Here is an 18648-nt window from a genome sequence, read left to right as displayed (position 1 = left end):
AAGGTCACAGCCACGCGCTCTGCTGCGCGATCAACGCGCTGTCCTACGATCGCGCCATGACGGTCCTCAATGATGACGGGCTTTCCCTGGCAGCCGAGTTCCCCGACGCGACCCGCGAACAGTGGCAGAACCTGGTGTCAGGTGTGCTGCGCAGGTCGGGCCGGGACGCGGCCGGGGCGGCGGCGGAGGAAGCGCTCTCCACCGCGCTCCAGGACGGGTTGTCCACCCGGCCCCTCTACACGGCGGAGGACGCCCCCGGCGCAGCGCCCGACGGCGCCCCCGGCGCCGGCGGCTTCCCCGGCTTCGCGCCGTTCACCCGCGGCGGCAGGCCGGAGGGCGGCGCCGTCTCCGGCTGGGACGTACGCCAGCGCCACACCCGCCCCGACCCCGCGCTGACCAACGAGGCGGTCCTCGCCGACCTGGAGAACGGGGTCACCTCCCTGTGGCTCGCCGTCGGCGCGGACGGGGTGCCCGTGTCCGCGCTGGCCGCCGCGCTCGACGGCGTCCATCTCGACCTGGCACCCGTCGCACTCGACGCGGGTGACGCATTCGATCCCGCCGCACGTGAGTTGCTGAGGCTCCACGACGAGCGCGGAGTGGCCCGCGAGGCGGTGCGCGGCACCCTCGGCGCCGACCCGGTCGGCCGATTCGCCCGTACGGGAAGGGACGTGACGGACCGTACGGCCGAGGCCACCGCACTCGCCGCGCTCTGCGACCGCCACTACCCCGGGCTGCGCGCCATCGCCGTGGACGCCCTGCCCTACCACGAGGCCGGCGCCTCCGACGCGCAGGAACTGGGGTGCTCCCTCGCCACCGGCGTCGGCTGGCTGCGCGACCTCACCGCCGGCGGGCTCTCCGTGGACGCCGCCTGCCGCCAGCTCGAATTCCGGTACGCGGCCACCGCCGACCAGTTCCTGACCATCGCCAAGCTCCGTGCCGCCCGTCGGCTGTGGGCCCGCGTCGCGGAGGTCAGCGGCGCCGGAGCCGCCGCCTCGGCGCAGCGCCAGCACGCCGTCACCTCCGCCGTGATGATGACCCGTCGCGACCCCTGGGTGAACATGCTGCGCACCACCGTCGCCGCGCTCGCCGCCGGGGTGGGCGGCGCCGACGCCGTGACCGTGCTCCCTTTCGACCACGCCCTCGGACTCCCCGACGCCTTCGCCCGCAGGATCGCCCGCAACACCTCGACGATCCTCCTGGAGGAGTCCCACCTCGGCCGCGTCATCGACCCCGTGGGCGGCTCCTGGTACGTCGAGCGCCTCACCGACGAACTCGCCCACGCCGCCTGGGCCTGGTTCCAGGAGATCGAACGCGCCGGCGGCCAGCACGCCGCCCTGCGCTCCGGACTCGTCGGCGAACGGCTCGCCGCCACCTGGGCCGAGCGCGCCACGAACCTCGCCCGGCGACGCGAACCCATCACCGGCGTCAGCGAGTTCCCGCAGCTGTCCCAGCCCCCGGTGGAGCGCGACGCGCCGCCCGCGCCGTCCGTGCCGTTGACGGGCGGGCTGCCCGTCGTCCACCGCGACGAGGCGTACGAGGAACTGCGCGCCCGCTCCGACGCGCACCTCGCCGCCACCGGCTCCCGGCCCCGTGTCTTCCTCGCCACGCTCGGCCCCGCCGCCGCGCACACCGCCCGCGCAGCCTTCGCCGCCGGCCTCTTCCAGGCCGGGGGCATCGAACCCGTCCAGGACCCGGGGCCGGCCGACCTGAGCGACCCGGCGACCGCCGCCGACGCCTTCACCCGCAGCGGGGCGGGCATCGCCTGCGTCTGCTCCAGCGACGCGCTCTACGCCGAGGGCGCCGCACCCGTCGCCGAGGCGCTCAAGTCGGCGGGCGCCGGGCAGGTGTTCCTCGCCGGCCGCCCCGGCGAACAGCGTGAGACCTATGTACGGGCCGGGGTCGACGACTTCGTCGTCGCGGGCGGCGACGCGATCGCCGTTCTCACCTCGGTCCTCGACCGGATGGGAGTGGCGTGATGGGGATCCCCGACTTCTCCGAGATCGAACTGAACCCCGATAACAGCGCCGTCAGCGCCGACAGCACCGTCAGCGCCGGGGTCACCGCCGACCAGTGGCGCACCGCCCTCAAGGAACGGACCGGGAAGGGCGACGACGACCTCCGCTGGGACACCCCCGAGGGCATCGCCGTCAAACCGCTCTACACGGCCGACGACCTGACCGGGCTCGACTTCCTCGGCACCTACCCCGGGATCGCGCCGTACCTGCGCGGCCCGTACCCCACGATGTACGTCAACCAGCCCTGGACCATCCGCCAGTACGCGGGGTTCTCCACCGCCGAGGAGTCCAACGCCTTCTACCGGCGCAACCTGGCGGCCGGACAGAAAGGCCTGTCGGTCGCCTTCGACCTGCCGACCCACCGCGGCTACGACAGCGACCACCCCCGGGTCACCGGCGACGTCGGCATGGCCGGGGTCGCCATCGACTCGATCTACGACATGCGACGGCTCTTCGACGGCATCCCGCTCGACCGGATGAGCGTGTCGATGACGATGAACGGCGCCGTGCTGCCCGTACTCGCCCTCTACATCGTGGCGGCGGAGGAACAGGGCGTACCGCCCGAGAAGCTCGCCGGGACCATCCAGAACGACATCCTCAAAGAGTTCATGGTCCGCAACACCTACATCTATCCGCCGAAACCCTCGATGCGGATCATCTCCGACATCTTCGCGTACACCTCGCGGAAGATGCCCCGCTACAACTCCATCTCGATCTCCGGCTACCACATCCAGGAGGCGGGCGCGACCGCCGACCTGGAACTGGCCTACACCCTCGCCGACGGCGTCGAGTACCTGCGCGCCGGACTCGGCGCCGGGCTCGACGTGGACGCGTTCGCGCCCCGGCTCTCCTTCTTCTGGGCCATCGGCATGAACTTCTTCATGGAGATCGCCAAGTTGCGGGCGGCCCGGCTGCTCTGGGCCAAGCTGGTCCGGAAGTTCGACCCGCAGAACGCCAAGTCGCTCTCCCTGCGCACCCATTCACAGACCTCCGGCTGGTCGCTCACCGCGCAGGACGTCTTCAACAACGTCACCCGCACCTGCGTCGAGGCGATGGCCGCCACCCAGGGCCACACCCAGTCGCTGCACACCAACGCGCTCGACGAGGCGCTGGCCCTGCCCACCGACTTCTCCGCCCGCATCGCCCGCAACACCCAGCTCCTCATCCAGCAGGAGTCCGGCACCTGCCGGGTCACCGACCCGTGGGGCGGCAGCGCGTACGTGGAGAAGCTCACCTACGACCTCGCGCGCCGCGCCTGGCAGCACATCGAGGAGGTCGAGGCGGCCGGCGGCATGGCACAGGCCATCGACGCGGGCATCCCGAAACTGCGGGTGGAGGAGGCCGCCGCCCGCACCCAGGCGCGGATCGACTCCGGGCGCCAGCCCGTCATCGGCGTCAACAAGTACCGCGTCGAGACCGACGAGAAGATCGACGTCCTCAAGGTCGACAACTCCTCCGTACGGGCCCAGCAGATCGAGAAGCTGCGCCGGCTGCGTGCCGAGCGCTCCGAGCCCGCCTGCCAGGACGCGCTGCGCGCCCTCACCGCCGCCGCCGCGTCCGGACCGGGCTCCGGGCTCGACGGCAACCTGCTCGCCCTCGCGGTGGACGCCGCCCGCGCCAAGGCCACCGTCGGCGAGATCTCCGACGCACTGGAGAAGGTGTACGGGCGCCACTCGGGCCAGATCCGTACCATCGCCGGTGTGTACCGCAACGAGGCAGGCAGCTCCCCGGCCGTCGAGCGCACCCGCGCGGCCGCCCGGGAGTTCGAGGAGGCCGAGGGACGCCGCCCGCGCATCCTGGTGGCCAAGATGGGCCAGGACGGCCACGACCGCGGCCAGAAGGTGATCGCGACCGCCTTCGCCGACCTCGGCTTCGACGTCGACGTCGGCCCGCTCTTCCAGACGCCGGCCGAGGTGGCCCGGCAGGCGGTCGAGGCCGACGCGCACATCGTCGGCGTCTCCTCGCTGGCCGCCGGGCACCTCACCCTCGTACCGGCGCTGCGCGAGGAACTCGCCGCGGAGGGCCGGGAGGACATCATGATCGTCGTCGGCGGGGTGATCCCGCCCCAGGACGTCGAGGAGCTGCGCCGGGCGGGCGCGGCGGCGGTGTTCCCGCCGGGCACGGTCATCCCCGACGCGGCGCACGACCTGCTGGTCTCCCTGGCGGCCTCGCTCGGCCACGAGCGGTGAACGCGTGGCGCCCCGCAGCGAGATCGACATCGACACCTACGTCAAGGGCGTCCTGGACGGCTCCCGTTCGTACATCGCCCGTGCCGTCACCCTGGTGGAGTCCACCAGGGCCGACCACCGCGCACTCGCCCAGCGGCTGCTGACCGAGCTGCTGCCGCACTCGGGGCGGGCCCGCCGGATCGGGGTCAGCGGGGTGCCCGGGGTCGGCAAGTCGACCTTCATCGACGCGCTCGGCACCCTGCTCACCGGCCTCGGTCACCGGGTCGCCGTCCTCGCCGTCGATCCGTCCTCCAGCCGGACCGGCGGCTCCATCCTGGGCGACAAGACCCGGATGGAGCGGCTGGCGGCGGACCCGGCCGCGTTCGTCCGGCCCTCGCCCACGGCGGGCACGCTGGGCGGGGTCGCCAAGGCGACCCGGGAGACCATCGTCGTGATGGAGGCGGCGGGGTACGACGTCGTCCTTGTCGAGACCGTGGGCGTGGGACAGTCGGAGACGGCGGTCGCCGACATGGTCGACTCCTTCCTGCTGCTCACCCTCGCGCGCACCGGCGACCAGCTCCAGGGCATCAAGAAGGGCGTCCTGGAACTGGCCGATGTCATCGCCGTCAACAAGGCCGACGGCCCGCACGAACGCGACGCGCGCTCCGCGGCGCGGGAACTCACGGGCGCGCTGCGGCTGATGCACCCGGTGGACGCGGCCTGGACACCCCCGGTGCTCCATTGCAGCGCCCGCGAGGGGACCGGGCTCGACCTGGTGTGGGAACGGCTCGAACAGCACCGCCGGGTCCTGGAGGCCGACGGCCGCCTCACGCGCAAGCGCAGCGACCAGCAGGTCGACTGGGCCTGGACGATGGTCCGCGACCACCTCCTGGACCGGCTGCGCGAGCACCCGGGCGTACGGGAGGTGGCGCCCGCGCTGGAACGGCAGGTACGGGAGGGCACGCTGACGGCGACGCTCGCCGCCGAACGGATCATCGAGGCGCTGGCCGGGCCGTAACTGCCGTGCCCGATACTGGGTGGCATGGTCAACGACGACGAACCGGTGCTCCTCGGCCGGGCGGGAGCCACCGCCCGCATCACGCTGAACCGCCCACGCGCCCTCAACGCCCTGACCCACCCCATGGTGCTGACCATCACCGCCGCCCTGGACCGGTGGGAGCGCGACGCGAGCGTGACGGCCGTGATCCTCTCCGGCGCGGGGGAGCGCGGGCTCTGCGCGGGCGGCGACATCCGTGCCATCCACGAGGACGCCCGCGCCGGCGGCACCGCCACGCCCGCCTTCTGGCGCGACGAGTACCGGCTCAACTCCCGTATCGCACACTGCCCGATCCCCTTCGTCGCCCTCATGGACGGCATCGTGATGGGCGGCGGCGTCGGTCTCTCCGGCCACGCCGCGGTGCGGATCGTCACCGAGCGGTCCGCCGTCGCCATGCCGGAGACCGCCATCGGCCTCGTCCCCGACGTCGGCGGAACCTACCTGCTGGCCCGCGCGCCCGGCGAACTCGGCACCCACCTCGCCCTCACCGGGAACACGGTGGGCGCGGCCGACGCGCTGCTGTGCGGGCTCGCGGACCACTTCGTCCCCGCCGAGCGGCTGACCGCGCTGTGCGACGCCCTGGCCGCGCCCGCGGTACGGGACGCGGCGGACGTACGGGAGACGGTCCTGCGGTACGCGGCCACGCCTCCCGGGGGCCGGCTCGCCGAGGACCGTCCGTGGATCGACGCCTGTTACGCGGCCGGCTCGGTCCCGGAGATCGTCGGACGGCTGCTGGACAGCGGGGTACCCGCGGCGAAGGACACCGCGCAGACCCTGCTCTCCCGCTCACCGACGGCCCTGAAGGCGACCCTCGCCGCGATACGCCGGGACGGGCCGCCGAGCACACTGGAGGAGACACTCGACCGCGCCTACCGCGCCTCGTGCGCCGCGCTCGCCCACCCCGATCTGGTGGAGGGGATCCGCGCCCGGGTCATCGACAAGGACCGCGCCCCGCGCTGGTCGCCGGAGGAACTCGCGGAGGTCACCGAGGCGGACGTGGCACGCTTCGCGGCCCCGCCGCCCGGCGGCGACCTCGGGCTCGCCGAGGGAACGGCGCACCTCTAGGGCCTGTCCGAACAAGGACTTCTAGGGGCGGCGTCCCGGGAGGCGGTGCCGCTCCCGCCAGGCGAGCACGCCCGCGCCCACCGCCGTGACCACGATGAACCCGGTCGCCAGCAGGAACGCCGGTGAGGTCGGCGAGGTCGCCCGGCTGCCCGCGATCACGTACGCCGCCGTGTTCGGGACCGATCCGACGGCCGTCGCCAGCAGGAACGACGACGCCCGCATCCGGGAGACCGCCGCGCAGTAGTTCGCCACGGCGAACGGCACCCCGGGGAAGAGCCGGATGGCCAGCATCGACCGGAAGCCGTGCCCGCTGAGCTGCCCGTCCGCCGCCTTCAGCCAGCGGCCCCGCAGCAGCGGCCGCAGCGCGTCCTGGCCGAGGAGCCGGCCGAGCGCGAAGGACGCCCCCGCCGCCAGCACCGTCCCCCCGAGCGCCGCCGCCAGGCCGAACGCCGAGCCGAAGAGCGCGCCCGCGGCGAGATTGAGCAGCGGGCGCGGGACGAACGCGGTGGCGCACAGCCCGTACGCCACGGCGAACAGCACCACGGCCGTGCCCCCGCGCAGCTGTTCGGGCCAGCCGTCCGCGAGCAGCCGCTGTGGCTCGTACAGCAGCACCACGGTGGCCGCCGCGCCCAGCACGGCGATCAGCACGGCGAAACGGAACCAGGGCGAGAGCAGCATCCTGGAACGGCGGACAACGACAGCGGGACCTTGGTCCGGGGCAGACCGGGGGACGGTGTCGAGCATCCGGGGAGACTAACCGACCCGATGGAGGAGCGACGTAAAGTGTGGCGCACGTCGTACCCGATCTCATCGGTCGGGCGTGCCCCGCTCTCCGAGCGCACCCCCCAGAGCACGCCAACTGGCCGCCCGCGGAAAACCATTCGACGTGGCGCCGGGCATGGGACAGGATCGGCGGCATGTTCCGGTACGCCTTCCTCGCAGCGCCGTCCGCAGTCGCGGACGCGCCGAAGGCTGCCGCGCACCTGACGGCGGCGCCGCTCGCGGCGGCAGCGGCCGCAGTCCCGGCGCCCCTCGGCGGCGCCCGAAGCTGACCCTTCCCGGAACGTCCGGCGGACCCCGCAGGGGGAGGGTCGGCAAGGCCCAGGGGTCCCGCTCACGCTTCGAGTCCAGGCAGGAACCAATGCCCAAGACGGCATACGTGCGCACCAAGCCGCACGTCAACATCGGCACCATGGGCCACGTCGACCACGGCAAGACCACCTTGACCGCCGCCATCACCAAGGTCCTCAGCGACCGCGGGACCGGCACCTTCGTGCCCTTCGACCGGATCGACCGGGCGCCCGAGGAGGCCGCGCGGGGGATCACCATCAACATCGCGCACGTCGAGTACGAGACCGACACCCGGCACTACGCGCACGTCGACATGCCCGGCCACGCCGACTACATCAAGAACATGGTCACCGGCGCGGCCCAGCTCGACGGGGCGATCCTCGTCGTGTCCGCGCTCGAAGGGATCATGCCGCAGACCGCCGAGCACGTCCTGCTCGCCCGGCAGGTCGGCGTCAACCACATCGTCGTCGCCCTCACCAAGGCCGACCTCGGGGACGACGAGCTGACCGACCTGGTCGAGCTGGAGGTCCGCGAGCTGCTCACCGAGCACGGCTATGGCGGCGACGCGGCGCCCGTCGTACGGGTCTCCGCGCTCGGCGCGCTGGCGGGCGAGCCACGGTGGACCGCCGCCGTGGAGGCGCTGCTCGACGCGGTCGACACGTATGTGCCGATGCCGGTCAGGTACACGGACGCGCCGTTCCTGCTCCCGGTGGAGAACGTCCTCACCATCACCGGGCGCGGCACGGTCGTCACCGGCGCCGTCGAGCGCGGCACGGTGCGAGTCGGCGACCGGGTGGAGGTGCTCGGCGCCGCCATCGGACCGCAGCCCACCACCGTCACCGGTCTGGAGACCTTCGGCAAGCCGATGGAGTCCGCCGAGGCCGGCGACAACGTCGCGCTGCTGCTGCGCGGCATGCCGCGCGACGCGGTCCGCCGGGGCCATGTCGTCACGGCGCCGGAGAGCGTCGTCCCCAGCAGGCGCTTCACGGCGCGGGTGTACGTCCTGTCCACGAAGGAAGGCGGCAGGACCACACCGGTGAGCAGCGGTTACCGGCCGCAGTTCTACATCCGTACGGCGGACGTCGTCGGCGACATCGACCTGGGCGAGGCGGGCGTGGCGCGCCCCGGGGACACGGTCACCGTGACCGTGGAGCTGGGCCGTGACATCCCGCTGGAGCCGGGGCTCGGCTTCGCGATCCGCGAGGGCGGCCGTACGGTCGGCGCGGGCACGGTCACCACCCTGCTGTGATCACGGCCGCCCCGGGGACCCGGCACCGGGTCCCCGGGGCGGCGCACAATGGGACGGTGAACGAGTCGATCCCCGTCATCCGCGCCGTCGACCATGGCACCGCCAGGCTCCTGCCCGACGTGGACCGGGCGCGGGCCTGGCTGCTGACGGTCGACGGCGCGCCCCAGTCGTACGTCGACCTGGACGAGCCGGCGCACCTGGAGTTCGAGTACGTACGGCGCCTCGCCCATGTCGTCGACTGCGCGGCGTCCGCCGGGTGGGCGGAGCCTCCCGCGCCGCTCACGGTGCTCCACCTCGGCGGCGGCGCCCTCACCCTGCCCCGCTACGTCGCCGTGACCCGGCCCGGCTCCGCGCAGTCCGTGGTGGAGGCCGACGCGGCGCTGCTGGCGCTGGTCGAGCAGGAGCTGCCGATACCGGCGGACGCGGGGATCACCGCCCACACTGCGGACGCCCGGCGCTTCCTCGAAGCGGCGCCCGACCGCTCCGTGGACGTCCTGATCGCCGATGTCTTCGGCGGCTCGCGGATCCCCGCACACCTCACCTCCGTCGAGTATGCGCGGGAGGCCGCGCGGGTACTGCGCGCCGACGGGGTCTACGCGGCGAACCTCGCGGACGGCGCCCCGTTCGCCTTCCTCCGATCACAACTGGCCACATTCGCCACGGCCTTCGCGGAGCTGGCCCTGATCGCGGAACCGCCCGTGCTGCGCGGGCGGCGCTTCGGCAACGCCGTGCTGGTGGCCTCGCACCGCCCGCTCGACACGGCGTCCCTGGCCCGCCGCACCGCCGCGGACGCCTTCCCCGCCCGGGTCGAACACGGCGCGTCGCTCCGCCGGTTCACGGGGAACGCGGCACCGGTACGGGACGACGGCGCGGTCCCCTCGCCGCGGCCGCCGGATGGCGCGTTTTCCGTGGGCTGACCCGCGGGCCGCGGCTACTGTCCTCGTCATGACGGAAGCCACCTTTCTGCGTGACACCCGCGAGGGTTACGACAAGATCTCCGGCGACTACGCCGAGATGTTCCCCACCATGCTGGCGGACGGTCCGCTGGGCACAGCCATGCTCACGGCCTTCGCCGAGCTGATGAAGAGTGCTGGGGGCGGCCCCGTCGTCGAGGTGGGGAGCGGGGCGGGCCGGGTGACCGGGTTCCTGCACTCCCTCGGGGTGCGCCTCTCCGGGATCGACCTGTCCCCGGCGATGGTGGCGCTGGCCCGGCGCAACCACCCGGAGCTGCGCTTCGACGAGGGGACGATGACCGCGCTGGACCTCCCGGACGGCTCCCTCAGGGGCCTTCTCGCCTGGTACTCCGTCATCCATGTCCCGCCGGAGTCGCATCCCGAGGTGTTCGCGGAGTTCCACCGGGTGCTGGCCCCGGGCGGACACCTCCTGCTCGCCTTCCAGGTCGGCGACGCACCACTGCGCTTCACCGAGGCGTTCGGCCACACCGTGTCCCTGGACTTCCACCGGCTCTCGCCCGACCGGGTCACCGAGGGGCTGGAGAAGGCCGGCTTCACGATGGACGCCCGCCTGGTGCGCGAGCCCAGCGGCGACGAAAAGGTCCCCCAGGCGTACCTCCTGGCGCACCGGCCCGCCGACGGCTAGTCCGCCCGCGTACGGAGGTCCAGCCGCCGGACGGAGGCCGCCGGCCGCCGGACGGAGGCCGCCGGCCGGGGCCGGGGCGTCCGGCTCCCGGTCGGCGGCCGGCGGTACCGGCCGGTGGATCCGGTCAGGACTCCGGGGACGCCCCCGCGAGGCGGACCGTACCCATGATCTTCTTCATCGTCGCCTCGGACAGTTCGTCCGGCACGCCCTTGTTCGCGTACAGGACCCACGTCGCGTAGTCGCCCTTGGCGTTGGTGAACGTGAAGGCGATCGCCTTGCCGTCGGTGTCGCACTTGTTCTTCAGGTCGAGGCCCGTGCTCTCGGCCGTCGTGAAGTGGCCCTTGAGCCCCGTCGTGGTGGTGAACGCCTCGGGCTTGCCGACCTTGATCTTCTGCTTCAGCGTGGACTTCGGCTCGTGCTGCGCGTACGCGGCCCACACCCAGCTGCCCGCCTCGTTCTGCGAGGCCGTCGCCGTGTCCGTGGCGCCCCTCGCGCCCTTGGTGCCGGTGCCCGCCAGGCTGCTGTACTCCAGCTTGCCGTCCTTGTTCGTGTCCTGCGAGCACCACTCCGACTTGAAGTAGGCCGGCGCGGAGAAGGAGATCGCGGGCGAGCCGTCACCCTTCTCGACATCCTCGAAACCGGCGATGATCCCCGGCTTCGAGACCTCCCAGTCGGCGGGAACGTCGAACTGCGTCCCGTGCTTGGGGTTGGTCACGACCTTCCAGCCCTCGATCTGCGGCTCGGCGGCCGCGCCGTTGCGCGGGTTCTCCTGTGAGGCCGCCGTGCTCGGCTCGTCGGAACCGGACGCCGAGGCCGACGTGGACGCCTTCGGGTCCGCCGCCTTGTCGCTCGAACCGTCATCCTTGCCCAGTACGAAGAAGGCCGTGCCCGCGGCGGCGATCACGACCACCGAGGCCGCGACGACCGCCACGATCGTGGTCTTCTTCTTGTCGTCGCCCGAGGGCCCGGGACCGCCGGGCGTCCCGGCCACGGCGTACTGCGTCGGCACCGTCGGCTGCTGCTGGTACGGGTTGGGCTGCTGGTACCCCGGCTGCTGATATCCGGGCTGCTGGTACCCGGGCTGCTGTTCGGCCCCCGGCTGCTGCGGATAGCCGTACCCCGGCTGCTGCGAGTATCCCGGCTGCTGGTACGGGTTCTGCTGCTGGTACCCCGGCTGCTGGTACGGATTGGGATTCTGGTCCTGCGGGTTCTGCTCGCCCCCGGGCGGCTGCTGTCCTTGCCACATGGCCAGTAACGATAGAGGGGGACCCGGCGGGGCTGCTACGTCCGCCTTGTCAGGGGTTGGTGAAGCTGCCCTACTCGTGAGTAATGTCACGGGTGATGCCGCGGTCGCGGCCAGGCGGTGGGCGCCCCGAATTTCCCGTGGCCGTCACCCCGGGTAGGCTGCGCCGCGTGCGCCCGCGCGGCGCGCGCCGCGCGCGCCGGCACGGGGAACCCGGGAATCCGGCACACGGCGCTCGGCCCACGGAACCAGTGACGCACAGGAGGAACCGCTGTTGCACGTCCAGGAGTGGCTGGAGACCATCCCCGCGGTCAGTATTTACATCCTGGTCGGGGTGGTCATCGGGCTGGAGAGCCTCGGCATCCCGTTGCCCGGCGAGATCGTTCTCGTCAGCTCCGCGCTGCTGGCCTCCCAGCACGGCGAGATCGACCCGTACATCCTCGGGGCCTGCGCCACGGCCGGCGCGATCATCGGTGACTCGATCGGCTACGCCATCGGACGCAAGGGCGGCAGGCCCCTGCTCGCCTGGCTCGGTGCGCGATTCCCCAAGCACTTCGGCGAGGACCAGATCGCGATGGCGGAGCGGTCGTTCGAGAAGTGGGGCATGTGGGCGGTCTTCTTCGGCCGCTTCGTCGCCCTGCTCCGGATCTTCGCCGGACCGCTCGCGGGTGTCCTGCGCATGCCGTACTGGAAGTTCCTGATCGCCAACGTGCTGGGCGGCATCGTGTGGGCGGGCGGCACGACCGCCGTCGTCTACTCCGTGGGCGTCGTCGCCGAGGCGTGGCTCAAGCGCTTCTCCTGGCTGGGACTCGTGCTCGCCGTCCTCATCGGAATCACCTCCATGCTCGTCCTGAAGAGCCGCGCCAAGAAGGCCGGCGAGCAGGCACGGCAGGCCAGGGCCGCGGCGTCGGCCGAGCCGGACACCGTACCCGTCGCGGACTGACCTGCCCCCCAACGGCCAGGAGCTGGCCTGTTTCTGTTGGCCAATGATCAATACCCTTGAGGTGCCGCCCGTTACCGATCGGGCGGTACCTACAGAGGGAGTGCCATGGCCACCGCAGAGCAGATCCCCGACATACTGTCGCCGGAATTCGCGGAGAACCCGTACCCCGCCTACCGGACGATGCGGGAGAGCGCGCCGCTCATCTGGCACGAAGCCACGAAGAGCTACATCATCTCGCGGTACGACGACGTCGAACGGGCCTTCAAGGACAAGGAGTCGGTGTTCACCACCGACAACTACGACTGGCAGCTGGAACCCGTACACGGCAAGACGATCCTGCAGCTCAGCGGGCGGGAGCACGCCGTACGCCGCGCCCTGGTCGCGCCGGCCTTCCGCGGCGGTGATCTGCGGGACAAGTTCCAGCCCGTCATCGAACGCAACTCCCGTGAACTGATCGACACCTTCCGGCACACCGGCTCCGTCGATCTGGTGGAGGCGTACGCCACCCGCTTCCCCGTCAACGTCATCGCCGACATGCTGGGCCTCGACAAGGCCGACCACGGCCGTTTCCACGGCTGGTACACCGCGGTCATCGCCTTCCTGGGCAACCTCTCGGGCGACCCCGAGGTGGCGGCGGCCGGTGAGCGGACCCGGGTCGAGTTCGCGGAGTACATGCTGCCGATCATCCGGGAGCGGCGCGACCACCTCGGGGACGACCTCCTCTCCACCCTCTGCGCCGCCGAGGTCGACGGCGTACGGATGAGCGACGAGGACATCAAGGCGTTCTGCAGCCTGCTGCTCGCCGCCGGCGGCGAGACCACCGACAAGGCGATCGCCAGCATCTTCGCGAACCTCCTGCTCCACCCCGAGCAGCTCGCCGCCGTACAGCGCGACCGTACGCTGATCGACCGGGCCTTCGCGGAGACGCTCCGGTTCACCCCGCCCGTGCACATGATCATGCGGCAGACGGCCGCGGACGTGGAGCTGAGCGGCGGCACCGTCCCCGCCGGCTCGACGGTGACCTGCCTGATCGGAGCGGCCAACCGCGACGGCTCGCGCTACCGGGAGCCGGACTCCTTCGACATCTTCCGCGACGACCTGACCGCCACCACCGCGTTCTCCGCCGCGGCCGACCATCTCGCCTTCGCCCTCGGCCGGCACTTCTGTGTCGGGGCGCTGCTCGCCAAAGCGGAGGTCGAGACCGGGATCAACCAACTCCTCGACGCCATGCCGGACATCCGGCTGGCGGAGGGCTTCGACCCGGTCGAGCAGGGGGTGTTCACCCGGGGACCGCAGTCCCTGCCGGTGGAGTTCACACCGGTCGGCTGATGACGGCGCCCGCCGGGCCCGGAACTCCCGGGCCCGGCGGCCGAAACGTACCCGCGCGTCGGCAGCGGGCACGCACGCGTCGGTACCTACCCGTGCGCGGGTACGTACCGACGCATCGGTACGTACCCGCGCATCGGTCCGTACGGCACAAGCCGTCGCCCCGCGCGGTCGGTTACTGCACCACCGGCGTGAAGCTCACCGGCAGCGCGGTCAGCCCGCGCATCCAGACCGACGGCCGCCAGGTCAGCTCGTGCGGCTCCACGGCCAGCACCACGTCCGGCAGCCGCTCCAGCAGCGTCTCGACCGCCGTACGGGCGATGACGTCCGCGAGCAGCGGCCCCGGGTAGAGGCAGCGGTGCTCACCGTTGCTGAACGAGAGGTGCGCCGAGTTCTCCGCCCCGACATGCCCCTCGGGCCAGATCTGCGGATCGGTGTTGGCCGCCGCGAAGCCGAGGACCAGACAGTCGCCCGCCTTGATCTGCCGCCCGGCGAGCTGCGTGTCCCGCACCGCCCACCGGCCGACGAAGTTCTGTGTCGGGGTGTCCAGCCACAGCACCTCGTTGAGCGCCTGCCCGACACTGAGCCGGCCACCCGACACGTTCAGCGCGAACCGGTCGTCGGTCAGCAGCAGCCGCAGCGAGTTGCAGATCCAGTTGGCCGTCGGCTGCTGCGCCGCGGCGATGACGGTGATCAGGTCCTGGACGACCTCCTCGTCCGTCAGCCCGGCCGGGTGGGCCAGCATCCGCGACGTGACATCGGTGCCGGGGCTGTTCCGCTTCTCCTTGACGAGCCGCTCCATGCGGTCCTGCACCCGCAGGTAGGCCGCGACCGGGTCGTCGTCCTCGGGGGCGTCCAGCGAGATCCGCAGGTCCCGTACGAGATCCTCGGTGTCCACGCCGCCGACGGGCATCCCGCAGAGCTGGACCACCGCGCGCATCGGCAGCGCGTGCGCGTACGAGGCCATCAGCTCGGCCTGGCCGCTGCCGGCGAACGCGTCGATGAGCCCCTCGGCGATCGCCCGGCAGGTGTGGGCGAGTTCGAACTGGTCCACCGCCTCCAGCGCCTCCGTGATCACTCCGGCGCGCCGCTGGTGCTCGGCGCCCTCGGTGAACAGCAGCGAGGGCTGGTAGCCGACGAACGGCATGAGCGGCCAGTCGGCGGGGATGTTCGGCCACTGGTTCCAGCGGCGTGAGTCCCGGGCGAACAGCTCGTCGTGGCCGGTGACGTAGGAGACCTCGGCGTAGCCGAGCACCAGCCAGGCGGGGATGTCGCCGTCGAGCAGGATGGGCGCGACCGCGCCGTGCTCCGTGCGCAGGGCACGGTAGAGCTGGGACGGCGTCTGCTGGTATTCGAGGCCGCCCAGCCGTACGGCGCCGCCCGCGTGCGCGGGGCAGCCGGGTGGCGGGGCCTGTCCCTCGACAGGTCCTGCGGGGTCGGTCATGGTGTCATCTCCCGGGCCATGGCCAGTTCGTAGAGGTGGTCCACGAGGGTGATCAGGACGTTCTTGCCGGAGGAGCGGACCCGCGCGTCGCAGTCGATCAGCGGCACGTGCTCCGGCAGCGAGAGGGCCTGGCGGATCTCGTCCAGCGAGAACGCCGAGGCGTCGTCGTCGAACCGGTTGACGGCCACCACGAAGGGAGTCCGGTGGTGTTCGAGCCGGTCGATGGCGTACCAGGACTCGCTCATCCGCCGGGTGTCGACCAGAACGACCGCGCCCAGCGTGCCGGAGAAGAGCCGGTCCCACAGGAACCAGAACCGCTCCTGGCCCGGTGCCCCGAACAAGTAGAGCACCATGCGGTCGTTGAGGCTGATGCGGCCGAAGTCGAAGGCGACGGTCGTGGTCGTCTTCGTGGTCAGCCCGGCGGTCTCGTCGACGCCGACCCCGGCCTGCGTCATGACCTCTTCGGTGTTGAGCGGTCTTATCTCGCTGACGGAGCGGACCAGGGTGGTCTTGCCGACGCCGAAGCCGCCCACGATGACGATCTTCAGGCCGGTCTCTGCGGCGTCGCTCAGCGGGGTACGCGCCGGCAGCTCAGAGGTTGCGGAGTCCAAGGAGCACCTCCTTCAGGAGAGCGGAGTCGGGAAGGTCGGCGGAGCGCGCCGTGCGCGGGTGTCTGGCGGTGATGCGGCCCGTCGCGAGGAGATCGCCGAGGAGGATCCGTACCACCGTCACGGGCAGCCGCAGGTCGGCGGAGATCTCGACGAGGGCCATGGGATGGCGGCACAGCTCCAGGATCCGCACGTGCTCCGACTGCATCCCCGCGGTCGGTTGGCACTCGCTGACGATCAGGGTGACCAGGTCGAACGTGTCGTCGTCGGCCCGGCTGCGGCCACCGGTGACGGTGTACAGCCGGTCGGGGTCCCCGGTGTCGACGGGCCGCCTGATCATGAGTGCGCGCTGCCCTGGGCGGGTGTGCGCGGTTCCGCCCGCAGATGCTCACCGATCTGTTCGACCAGCTCGCTCATCTGATGGCCCACCACACCGGGGTCGGCGCCGTCCTCGGCGACGACCGCCAGGTGCGCTCCGTCGCCGGCCTCGACGATGAACAGGAGCCCGCCGTGGAACTCCGTCATCGAGTGGCGTACGCCGCCGCTGCCGCTGCCGAACTCCACCGAGGCGCCCTGCGCGAGCGCCTGGATGCCGGAGCAGATGGCGGACAACTGGTCGGCCTGGTCGAGGGTGAGGTGACGGCTCCAGCAGAGCTTCAGTCCGTCGCGGGAGAGCACGAGGGCATGCCGGGTGCCGGGGGTGCGCTCCAACAGGTTCTCGAGGAGCCAGGTCAGGCTGTTGTCTGTGGTCTGCATGGTGTGCGTGGGACGAGAGGGATCCGGTCTTCCGGTCACCTGCCCGTCCGTGCCTCCGATCTCACGTTCCGGATGGGGATGAGGGCGCCGATGCCCCGGGCGCCGTGCGGGGTGGGCGCGGTGCTATCCGGCCGGAGTGCCGGGGGAGGGGGGCGTGTCCGGAGTGCCGGGGGTGCCGGGGACGTCGGGCGTTCCGGGAGTGCCGGGGGCGCGGGTGTCGCCGGAGTCGCCGTCCTGTCGCGTGCCGGTCTCCTCGCCGGACGGGGCGTCAGCGGCGTTACGGGCCCGGTGGAAGGCGCCGAACCGGGCACCCACGTCGCGGCGTTCCGGCTGCGGCGCCGGGGGCTGAGGCTCCGAGTGCGTCCGGCCGCGGTCGGCCGCGGCCATGGTGCGGCCCGGCGGGCGCACGGGCAGGCCGCCCGGTGTCGCGACACGGGGGCCGTCGGCCGGGGCGGACGGGGAGGGCAGCACCGGCCACGCCGTGGACGTCGGTACCGGCGGGGGCGGTGTGGCGGAGGTGACGGGCGGGGCGGCGGGCGGGGCGGCGGGGGAGGGCACGGTCGCCTCCGGTGCCGGACGGCGCAGCGACTGCTCGGGCGCCATGCCGCGCTGCTGGGCCATGAGCTGCGGCGGGAAGAGGACGACGACGCCCGTGCCACCGCGCGACGAGGGCCGGAAGTTGACGCTGATGCGGTACTTGTCGGCCAGTCGGCCCACGACGGCCAGACCGAGCCGGGTGCCCTGCAGCATCGCGAGGTCGGTCACCCGCCCCGAGACGGACTCCTCGGCGCGGCGCATCGCGGCGGCGGCCATCTTCAGGCCGCTGTCCTCGATGGTCACGACGACGCCGGCCGTGCGCTCCTCGACGTAGACGTGGACCTCGTCGATCGGCGGCGAGAAGTTCGCCGCGTTGTCCATCAGTTCGGCGAGCAGGTGCATCACGGGCTCGGCGGCGAATCCGGCGATCGCGGCGTTGCTGGAGCAGTGCAGCCTGACCCGCTGGTAGGCGGCGATACGGCCGACCGCGCCGCGCAGGATCGACTCCATGCCGATCGGCTTGTTCCAGGCGCGGCTCGCGCGCCCGCCCATCAGCAGGGCGAGCCGGTCGGTGAGCAGCCCGAGCTGCGAGGTGTTGTGGTCGAGCTTGAGGAGATCACCGAAGACGTCCTCGCCGTGCCGGTCCTGCATCTCGCGCAGGTCGGCCAGCATGGACACGGCCTTGGCCTGGACCCGGCTCAGCGCCTTGGCGCTCGCCGCCTGGGCCGCCGCGGCACGGCGCTCACTGGTCGCGAACTCCCGGACCACGGCGTCCACCAGGACGCGCAGCCGGGGATCGGTGGGCGGCACGACGCCGGAGAGGACGGTGTCGGCGGAGCCGCCCGAGCGCAGTCCGGAGAGCGCGTCGGGGAGCGTCTTGCCGGTGAGCAGGTCGAGTTCGTCGGCCGCCTTGGTCAACTGGGCGACGGCGGTCTCGCTTTCGGCGGCCGCCCGGGCCGCGCGCGCCTCCGCGGCGGCTATCTCGCCGGTGAACGTCTCCAGGATCCGGCGGAGTTGCGGGTCGGACGGCGGCGGCGTGGTCGCGAAGGTCTCCTGGGCGCTCGCGCCCTCACGGAGCTTCTTGACGACCGCGGGGAGTGTGACGTTCAGCAGGTGCGCGGCGTCGGCGCCGGTCTGGGCGAGCTGTGTCTCCGTGGTTCTGCTCCCGTCGTGCGCCGCGGCGGCGGCGCGGCGCGCCCGGCGCAGCAGCAGGGCGGCGGTGACGACGGCGGCGGTGAGGCAGACCCAGGCGACGGCGACGGTGGCGGCCACCCAGGCGCGCGCCGGGTCCGGAGCCGTGGCGGCGACCGCTCCTCCGGCGGCGCCGGCCACCACCAGCAAGGCCAGCGGAACGGCGAGCGACAACGACCGCTCCGTGGGTATGCGGTGCGGGCTGGGGGCGACAGGCACTGACATTCCGCGGTCCCTCGGTACTTGAGTGCGGGGGGGAACAGACCGGCCGACCTGCGGGCTTCGGCCGCATGGGCGGGATCTGACACCGATGGGGACGGTGATCTTCCGCACCACATGTGGCGCTCATGCTAACCACGGAAGGCAACGGCGAAGC

The 18648-nt window shown here is 72.5% G+C and carries 16 protein-coding genes; 9 read left to right on the top strand and 7 right to left on the bottom strand.

Annotated features, from left to right (window positions below; translation table 11 throughout):
• Positions 1-56: 56 nt before the first annotated feature.
• From AB0P17_RS33190 to AB0P17_RS33175, 4 genes are read left to right on the top strand one after another with little or no spacing between them, the layout of a single operon-like run.
• Positions 57-1976, top strand: coding sequence for a methylmalonyl-CoA mutase family protein (locus tag AB0P17_RS33190; protein ID WP_365816828.1), 1920 nt, complete (start codon positions 57-59; stop codon positions 1974-1976).
• Positions 1976-4204, top strand: coding sequence for a methylmalonyl-CoA mutase (gene scpA / locus AB0P17_RS33185; protein ID WP_365816826.1), 2229 nt, complete (start codon positions 1976-1978; stop codon positions 4202-4204). Before AB0P17_RS33190 ends, scpA begins: the two co-directional genes overlap by 1 nt.
• Before the next feature lie 4 nt (positions 4205-4208).
• The gene (meaB, locus tag AB0P17_RS33180) at positions 4209-5201 is read left to right on the top strand and encodes a methylmalonyl Co-A mutase-associated GTPase MeaB (protein ID WP_365816824.1); all 993 of its coding nucleotides are present in this window, start codon (positions 4209-4211) and stop codon (positions 5199-5201) included.
• A 24-nt stretch (positions 5202-5225) separates the two neighbouring features.
• Positions 5226-6305, top strand: a complete 1080-nt coding sequence (locus tag AB0P17_RS33175) for an enoyl-CoA hydratase/isomerase family protein (RefSeq protein WP_365816822.1) — start codon at positions 5226-5228, stop codon at positions 6303-6305.
• A gap of 21 nt (positions 6306-6326) precedes the next feature.
• Here AB0P17_RS33175 and AB0P17_RS33170 read toward each other — a convergent pair whose 3' ends face one another.
• On the bottom strand, positions 6327-7049 hold the full coding sequence (locus AB0P17_RS33170; RefSeq protein WP_365816820.1) for a TVP38/TMEM64 family protein: 723 nt from the start codon (positions 7047-7049) through the stop codon (positions 6327-6329).
• A 397-nt stretch (positions 7050-7446) separates the two neighbouring features.
• Here AB0P17_RS33170 and tuf point away from each other — a divergent pair, with 397 nt between their 5' ends.
• The 3 genes from tuf to AB0P17_RS33155 are packed head-to-tail and all read left to right on the top strand — an operon-like array spanning position 7447 to position 10224.
• On the top strand, positions 7447-8625 hold the full coding sequence (gene tuf / locus AB0P17_RS33165; protein WP_365816817.1) for an elongation factor Tu: 1179 nt from the start codon (positions 7447-7449) through the stop codon (positions 8623-8625).
• Positions 8626-8681: 56 nt separating this feature from the next.
• Positions 8682-9542, top strand: coding sequence for a fused MFS/spermidine synthase (locus AB0P17_RS33160; protein ID WP_365816815.1), 861 nt, complete (start codon positions 8682-8684; stop codon positions 9540-9542).
• A gap of 28 nt (positions 9543-9570) precedes the next feature.
• The gene (locus AB0P17_RS33155) at positions 9571-10224 is read left to right on the top strand and encodes a class I SAM-dependent methyltransferase (protein WP_365816813.1); all 654 of its coding nucleotides are present in this window, start codon (positions 9571-9573) and stop codon (positions 10222-10224) included.
• 124 nt (positions 10225-10348) lie between these two features.
• Here the strand turns inward: AB0P17_RS33155 and AB0P17_RS33150 are convergent, their stop codons facing one another.
• On the bottom strand, positions 10349-11470 hold the full coding sequence (locus AB0P17_RS33150) for a hypothetical protein (protein ID WP_365816811.1): 1122 nt from the start codon (positions 11468-11470) through the stop codon (positions 10349-10351).
• 271 nt (positions 11471-11741) lie between these two features.
• Here AB0P17_RS33150 and AB0P17_RS33145 point away from each other — a divergent pair, with 271 nt between their 5' ends.
• Both AB0P17_RS33145 and AB0P17_RS33140 read left to right on the top strand, forming a co-directional pair.
• Positions 11742-12410: a DedA family protein gene (locus AB0P17_RS33145; RefSeq protein WP_365816809.1), complete on the top strand. Its 669-nt coding sequence runs from the start codon at positions 11742-11744 to the stop codon at positions 12408-12410.
• Between the two features lie 105 nt (positions 12411-12515).
• Positions 12516-13739: a cytochrome P450 gene (locus AB0P17_RS33140; protein WP_365816807.1), complete on the top strand. Its 1224-nt coding sequence runs from the start codon at positions 12516-12518 to the stop codon at positions 13737-13739.
• Between the two features lie 172 nt (positions 13740-13911).
• Here the strand turns inward: AB0P17_RS33140 and AB0P17_RS33135 are convergent, their stop codons facing one another.
• From AB0P17_RS33135 to AB0P17_RS33115, 5 genes are all read right to left on the bottom strand, one after another.
• Complete coding sequence (locus AB0P17_RS33135) at positions 13912-15180, bottom strand: cytochrome P450 (RefSeq protein WP_365816805.1); 1269 nt, start codon at positions 15178-15180, stop codon at positions 13912-13914.
• Entirely contained in the window at positions 15177-15791 is a 615-nt protein-coding gene (locus AB0P17_RS33130; protein WP_365816803.1) for an ATP/GTP-binding protein, read from the bottom strand. Before AB0P17_RS33130 ends, AB0P17_RS33135 begins: the two co-directional genes overlap by 4 nt.
• Entirely contained in the window at positions 15772-16128 is a 357-nt protein-coding gene (locus AB0P17_RS33125) for a DUF742 domain-containing protein (protein ID WP_365816801.1), read from the bottom strand. Before AB0P17_RS33125 ends, AB0P17_RS33130 begins: the two co-directional genes overlap by 20 nt.
• On the bottom strand, positions 16125-16544 hold the full coding sequence (locus AB0P17_RS33120) for a roadblock/LC7 domain-containing protein (protein WP_365816799.1): 420 nt from the start codon (positions 16542-16544) through the stop codon (positions 16125-16127). The genes AB0P17_RS33125 and AB0P17_RS33120 overlap by 4 nt, the downstream gene beginning before the upstream one ends.
• 123 nt (positions 16545-16667) lie before the next feature.
• Positions 16668-18497 carry an ATP-binding protein gene (locus AB0P17_RS33115; RefSeq protein ID WP_365816797.1) on the bottom strand — a complete coding sequence of 610 codons (1830 nt, stop codon included), beginning with the start codon at positions 18495-18497 and terminating at the stop codon, positions 16668-16670.
• Positions 18498-18648 lie beyond the last annotated feature (151 nt).

The organism is Streptomyces sp. NPDC088124 (genome assembly GCF_040685895.1).
Lineage (GTDB): Bacteria > Actinomycetota > Actinomycetes > Streptomycetales > Streptomycetaceae > Streptomyces.
The sequence above is the reverse complement of the archived record's forward strand: the minus strand, read 5'-3'. Positions and strand labels throughout refer to the sequence as shown.

Excerpts from the sequence above, each read along its gene's own strand:
- AB0P17_RS33135 (WP_365816805.1), bottom strand. The coding sequence starts at position 15,180 with ATGACCGACCCCGCAGGACCTGTCGAGGGACAGGCCCCGCCACCCGGC.
- AB0P17_RS33155 (WP_365816813.1), top strand. The coding sequence starts at position 9,571 with ATGACGGAAGCCACCTTTCTGCGTGACACCCGCGAGGGTTACGACAAG.
- AB0P17_RS33175 (WP_365816822.1), top strand. The coding sequence starts at position 5,226 with ATGGTCAACGACGACGAACCGGTGCTCCTCGGCCGGGCGGGAGCCACC.
- AB0P17_RS33125 (WP_365816801.1), bottom strand. The coding sequence starts at position 16,128 with ATGATCAGGCGGCCCGTCGACACCGGGGACCCCGACCGGCTGTACACC.
- AB0P17_RS33115 (WP_365816797.1), bottom strand. The coding sequence starts at position 18,497 with ATGTCAGTGCCTGTCGCCCCCAGCCCGCACCGCATACCCACGGAGCGG.
- AB0P17_RS33120 (WP_365816799.1), bottom strand. The coding sequence starts at position 16,544 with ATGCAGACCACAGACAACAGCCTGACCTGGCTCCTCGAGAACCTGTTG.
- scpA (WP_365816826.1), top strand. The coding sequence starts at position 1,976 with ATGGGGATCCCCGACTTCTCCGAGATCGAACTGAACCCCGATAACAGC.
- AB0P17_RS33190 (WP_365816828.1), top strand. The coding sequence starts at position 57 with ATGACGGTCCTCAATGATGACGGGCTTTCCCTGGCAGCCGAGTTCCCC.
- tuf (WP_365816817.1), top strand. The coding sequence starts at position 7,447 with ATGCCCAAGACGGCATACGTGCGCACCAAGCCGCACGTCAACATCGGC.
- AB0P17_RS33150 (WP_365816811.1), bottom strand. The coding sequence starts at position 11,470 with ATGTGGCAAGGACAGCAGCCGCCCGGGGGCGAGCAGAACCCGCAGGAC.
- AB0P17_RS33140 (WP_365816807.1), top strand. The coding sequence starts at position 12,516 with ATGGCCACCGCAGAGCAGATCCCCGACATACTGTCGCCGGAATTCGCG.
- AB0P17_RS33170 (WP_365816820.1), bottom strand. The coding sequence starts at position 7,049 with ATGCTCGACACCGTCCCCCGGTCTGCCCCGGACCAAGGTCCCGCTGTC.